At 66.8% G+C, this 5,208-nt stretch carries 6 protein-coding genes; 3 read left to right on the forward strand and 3 right to left on the reverse strand.

Going from position 1 to position 5,208, the window contains the following annotated elements; genetic code table 11:
• Positions 1–175 (reverse strand): 2-thiouracil desulfurase family protein (locus RT028_RS19905; protein WP_312937166.1); only part of this gene is annotated, 175 nt, incomplete at its 3' end.
• The gene (locus tag RT028_RS19910; protein ID WP_312937156.1) at positions 162–797 is read right to left on the reverse strand and encodes a 2OG-Fe(II) oxygenase; all 636 of its coding nucleotides are present in this window, start codon (positions 795–797) and stop codon (positions 162–164) included. The genes RT028_RS19905 and RT028_RS19910, both read right to left, overlap by 14 nt.
• Positions 798–932: 135 nt before the next feature.
• On the opposite strand from RT028_RS19910, the gene RT028_RS19915 reads away from it, so the two are divergent.
• Positions 933–1,685, forward strand: a complete 753-nt coding sequence (locus RT028_RS19915) for a hypothetical protein (RefSeq protein WP_312937158.1) — start codon at positions 933–935, stop codon at positions 1,683–1,685.
• Here RT028_RS19915 and RT028_RS19920 read toward each other — a convergent pair whose 3' ends face one another.
• Positions 1,686–2,612 carry an alpha/beta hydrolase gene (locus RT028_RS19920; protein WP_312937160.1) on the reverse strand — a complete coding sequence of 309 codons (927 nt, stop codon included), beginning with the start codon at positions 2,610–2,612 and terminating at the stop codon, positions 1,686–1,688. It lies immediately after the preceding gene.
• A gap of 113 nt (positions 2,613–2,725) precedes the next feature.
• Here RT028_RS19920 and RT028_RS19925 point away from each other — a divergent pair, with 113 nt between their 5' ends.
• Entirely contained in the window at positions 2,726–3,310 is a 585-nt protein-coding gene (locus RT028_RS19925) for a DUF6436 domain-containing protein (RefSeq protein ID WP_312937162.1), read from the forward strand.
• A partial coding sequence (locus tag RT028_RS19930; protein WP_312937164.1) for a penicillin acylase family protein occupies positions 3,307–5,208 on the forward strand: 1,902 nt, incomplete at its 3' end. The genes RT028_RS19925 and RT028_RS19930, both read left to right, overlap by 4 nt.

The raw sequence follows: 5,208 nt of genomic DNA on the forward strand, positions 1-5,208 counted from the left end.
CAGGGCGCGGAGTGGGCAGGCCGCCCGCCACTTCCGGGCACAACGGCACGACACGGCCCTCGGCCTGCCAGCGCTGCAGCAGGCCGGGATGACCACTGGCGCGGCCGTCGTAGCGCACGGGTTGGCCGAGCAGGCAGGCGCTGACCAGCACCCTGGCCGGCTTAAAACGGCTCATTGCCACGTCGCCGGAACCAGCCTGTGAGCGACAGCCGCTCGCAGTGGGTTGGGAGCACTTCGTGGGGCACCTGGCCAGACAGAAACACCACCAGTGAACCCGCCACGGGCGGGACGTCGAGCACCTCGTGTTCATCGAGGAACAGGCGCAGCTCGCCGCCCTGGCCGTGCTGCCAGTGCTCGTTCAGGTACAGCACCGCAGACACCATGCGCCGGTCGTCATCGCGGAAACGGTCCAGGTGGCGGCGGTAGAACGCCCCTGGCGGGTACAGCGCGAAATGGCACTCGAAGTCTTCCAGGCCCAGGAACAGGCCACGATTGATGGCCAGGCGCAGGCTGTCCATGACGGCCAGGTACTGGTCGCACGACGGCGCTTCACCGGCTTCGAGCCATTGCGTCTGGTCGCCACGAATGGTCTCGCGCACTTCCTGGCCCAGGCCTCGGCCAATGCCCGCAGGGCTCAATTCGCCCTCGGCAGAACGGCGCAGGCACTCGGTGGCGAGTTCGCGGGTCAGTTCAGCAGGCAGGAACAGGGCTTGCTGCGACCAGCCACGCAGGGCCAGATCGTCGACAAGGGCCGATAACATCGGGTGTTCGAGAGGTAGGGTCATGGCCGGCATCATAGCGGCAAGCCTGGCAGGCGCACAGCACCGTTGGCGGGTTTGCCAGAGGTGCCGCCTGGCCGAGAACCGCACCGGATCGCTCGACAAACGCCGCCCGCGCCACAGACAATAGCGCCCTGCCGACAGGAGTCTTGAATGCGCCGTCCGTTTTCCCTGCTTCTGCTGATGATCTGCGCCATGCCTGTCTGGGCAGACAGTCTTGATCAACTGTACAAAGCCGCCGGCTGGCCCGACCAGCGCGCCCACTTTACCGATGCCTTGAGCGCGGCCCAGCAACGCTATCGCAATAGCCTGCCGCCGGCGGTGTTCCAGGCCCTGGTGAGCAACAGCAACCAGCGCTTCGAGGCCGAGGCCATCGATCGCCGCGCGCTGGCGCAACTGCGTGCGACCCTGCCCAACGCCTCGCCCGCCCTGACGTTCTTCCAGTCCCCCCTGGGCCGCAAGGTCGTGGCCGCCGAGCTGCTGGCCACGCGCAAGGATCAACTGGCCAAGAATGCCCAGGGCCTGCCGAAGATCGAAGCCAGCGATAATCGCTTGCTGACCATCGGCCACTTGGCCCAGGCGCTGCCGGCGCGTGAGGCCGGCGCCGAAGTGAGCCTGGCGATTGCCGGTGTGGCGGCCGACAGCCTCAGTTCGATGATTCCCGGTCTGTTCGGCGGTGGCCAGGCCCATGGCATGCTCGACGGCCAGCGCCAGCGGCTGATGCAGCAGATCGGTGCGGACCTCAACAATACCTTGCTGTACGTCTATCGCGGGCTGTCTGACAGCGAGCTGGAAGCGTTCGCCACCTTTGCCGAGTCGTCGGAAGGCCAAGCCTATTACAAAGCCGCCGTGGCGGCGGTGCGTGCAGGGCTTGCGGTTGGCCAGAGCAGCGCCGACCTGCGCTGATCACCCCAGGCGCTGGCCGAAGAAGTCGAAGCAGCGCTGGCGGATCGCCGGCACCTCATTGGCCAGATGATGCCGCGCCTCCGGCAGCATGAGGATCTGCGGCGCACTGAATTTGCGCTGCAGCACCTTGAGGTTGTACGGCCAGTCGACCGTCCCATCCTGCTCGCCCTGCACGATCAACAGCGCCCGATCACTGTGCGGCGCGGCTTCGATGCGCTTGATCCACGCTACCAGCGCACCGACCCAGGCGGTGGGCAGGCGCCGCGGCTGCAGCGGGTCGGCCTGCAGAAACGGCAGAAACGCCGGATCGCTGCTGTTGGCGGTGAAACGCCGTTCGATGCCATCGACGAAATGACGCAGCACGCTGTAGCTGAACTTCGAGCGCCCCCACGCACGCGGACGCACCAGCGGCGCCAGCAGCATCACCTGGCCATCTACCGGGCTGTGCCCCCTGCAGTGCAGCAGGTGATCGACCACGATGGCGCCACCGGTACTTTGCCCGCACAGGTGCCAGGGGTGCGGCAGCTCCAGCGCAGTCGCCTGGCTGAAGAGTGCATCGAGCACCTGCTGGTACACCGCAAAATCATCGATGCTGGCGCGCGTGCCGCTGGACAGCCCATGGCCGGGCAAATCACAGCTGATCACCACATAACCCAGCCCCAGCGCCCATTCGATCACATGCCGGTACAGGCCCATGTGGTCGTAGAAGCCGTGCAGAAGAAACAGCGTGGCGACCGGCGCAGCGGGCCTCCAGACCTGCCCGACCACCTCGAAGCCGGCCACCTCGAAGACGCCGAGGTCACGCTCAGCGCCCAGGGCGACGCCATAGCACTGCTGGTAAGCCTGGGCCTGCGCGTCCAGCGCACGGCGCTCGGCAAGCGGCGCCAGGCTGGCGCGAAGCAGATCGGGGTCAAAGCTGGCTGACATGGGCACGTCCGAACACACGAGTATTGACCTGTGATATTCAGCTCTCGCTCACGCCGTGGCAAGCTGGACACCCTATCGCCGCCACCGGCCCGCGTGGCGTATCTGGATCGATCATGCTCAAGCGCCCTCGCACCACCCTGTGGATCACCTTGCTGGCCCTGGCCGCCGGCGCCCTGGCCTGGCTTGCGTATGACAGCTTCACAGCCCGCTACCTGCGCCCTTTCGACAGCCAAGCGGCGGTGTTCGCCGGCGCGGGGCTGCGCCTGCCCGCCGAACTGGCCGGCCCCGGCCCGATACGCGTGGTGCACTTCTGGGACCCGGCCTGTCCGTGCAACGTCGGCAACCAGCAGCACCTTGGTGAGCTGGTGGAGCGTTATGCCGGTGACGAGGTGAGCTTCTATCGGGTACAGAAGCCAGGAACCCACGGCCCATTGCCGGCACCGCTCAATCGCCTGCAAGCCTTGACCACGCTGCCTGGCAGCGAGCAACTGCCAGCCAGCCCCGCTGTGGCCATCTGGGATCACCAGGGCACGTTGGTGTACCTGGGCCCCTACAGCGAAGGCGCGGTGTGCAATGCGAGCAACAGCTTCATCGAGCCGATCCTCACCGCGCTGCGCGCAGGCCGTTCGATCAATGCCACCAACACCTTGGCCGTGGGCTGCTACTGTCCGTGGTCCAACACCGAGACGCCACGATGAAACGCCGCCTGTTCATTGCGCTGCTGTGCATCGCGCTGGCGCTGATCGGAACGGTTGCCGTGTACATCCATGGCAAACAGCCCAGGCGCAGCGGAGAAATCACCCTGCATGGCCTGCAAGCCCCGGTCAGCGTGCGCTTCGATGAGCGCGGCGTACCGCACCTGCAGGCGCAGAACGAAGCCGACCTGTACCGCGCCCTGGGCTACGTGCACGCCCAGGATCGCCTGTTCCAGATGGAGATCATGCGCCGCCTCGCGCGTGGCGAGCTGGCCGAGGTGCTGGGCCCATCGCTGCTGCCGACCGACACCCTGTTTCGCAGCCTGCGCATTGCCGAGCAGGCCAGGCGCATGGCCGAGCGCCAAGACAAGCAAGGCCACACCTGGCAGGCGCTGCAGGCCTATCTGGACGGGGTCAACGCCTGGCAGGCCGGGCATCGGCCCATGGAATTCGACCTGCTGGGCATCACACCGCGCCCCTTTGCTGCAGAAGACACCTTCAGCATCGCCGGTTATCTGGCCTACAGCTTTGCCGCTGCCTTTCGCACCGAGCCGGTACTGACCTACATCCGTGACCAGCTGGGCGCCGCGTACCTGGGCATGTTCGACCTCGACTGGCAGCCTGCCGGCGCGCTCGCCACGCCGCTGGCCGACGTTGATTGGCGCAGCCTCGAACACCTGGCGCAGCTCAGTGCCGAGGCCCTGCCGAGCGCGGGCCTGCCGCAGTTCGAAGGCAGCAACGCCTGGGCCGTGGCGGGCAATCACACGCGCAGTGGCAAGCCGCTACTGGCCGGCGACCCGCACATCAGTTTCTCGGTGCCGGCGGTGTGGTACGAGGCCGAACTGAGTGCGCCGGGCTTCAACCTGTACGGTTATCACCTGGCGCTCAATCCCTTCGCCCTGCTCGGCCATAACCGCGACTTCGGCTGGAGCCTGACCATGTTCCAGAACGACGATACCGACCTGATTGCCGAACGGGTCAACCCGGCCAACCCGCAAGAAGTGTGGGTGGACGGCCGCTGGCAAGCCCTGCAACAGGAGAATGTGCAGATCGCGGTGAAGGGCCAGGCGCCGGTGACCCTCAGCCTGCGCCGCTCGCCCCACGGGCCCATCGTCAACAGCGTGCTCGGTGACAGCGCAGGCCCCGCGCCGGTGGCGTTGTGGTGGGCATTTCTGGAAACCGACAACCCGATTCTTGACGGCTTCTACCAGCTCAACCGCGCGACTCGGCTGGATCAGGCCCGTGCGGCCGCCAGCCAGATCCATGCCCCTGGCCTGAACCTGGTGTGGGCCAACGCCCAAGGTGATATCGGCTGGTGGGCGGCTGCACGCTTGCCCATCCGCCCGGACGGGGTGAATCCCACATTCCTGCTCGACGGCGGCACGCCTGAGGCGGCCAAGCTGGGCTTTCGTCCTTTCAGTGCAAACCCGCAGCAGGAAAATCCGGCCAGCGGCTACATTGTCTCGGCCAACGCCCAGCCGCCGGGTGAGGTGCCCATTGCCGGCTACTACAACCTGGCGGACCGCGGTCGCCAGCTGAGTCGGCAACTGAGCCGGAGCGACATCCAGTGGGACACCCAGAACACCCAGGCCCTGCAGCTCGACGTCAGCAATGACTACGGCCCACGCACCCTCGCCCCGCTGCTGATGACCTTGCGCGCAGTGGCGCGCGAGGGGCAAGAGCGCGAACTGGTCGAGCAACTGGCCGCCTGGAACGGCGACTACCCACTCGACTCCACCAGCGCCACGCTGTTCAACCAGTTCCTCTATGAACTGGCCTTTGCCGCACTGCACGACGAGCTGGGCGATGACTGGTTCAAGGTACTGCTCGGCACCCGTGCCATCGACGCGGCGCTGCCGCGGCTGGCGGCGCAGGCTGAATCACCCTGGTGGCAGACCCGC

The sequence above is a fragment of the Pseudomonas sp. genome (assembly GCF_032058845.1).
In the GTDB taxonomy this organism is placed as follows: Bacteria; Pseudomonadota; Gammaproteobacteria; order Pseudomonadales; family Pseudomonadaceae; genus Aquipseudomonas.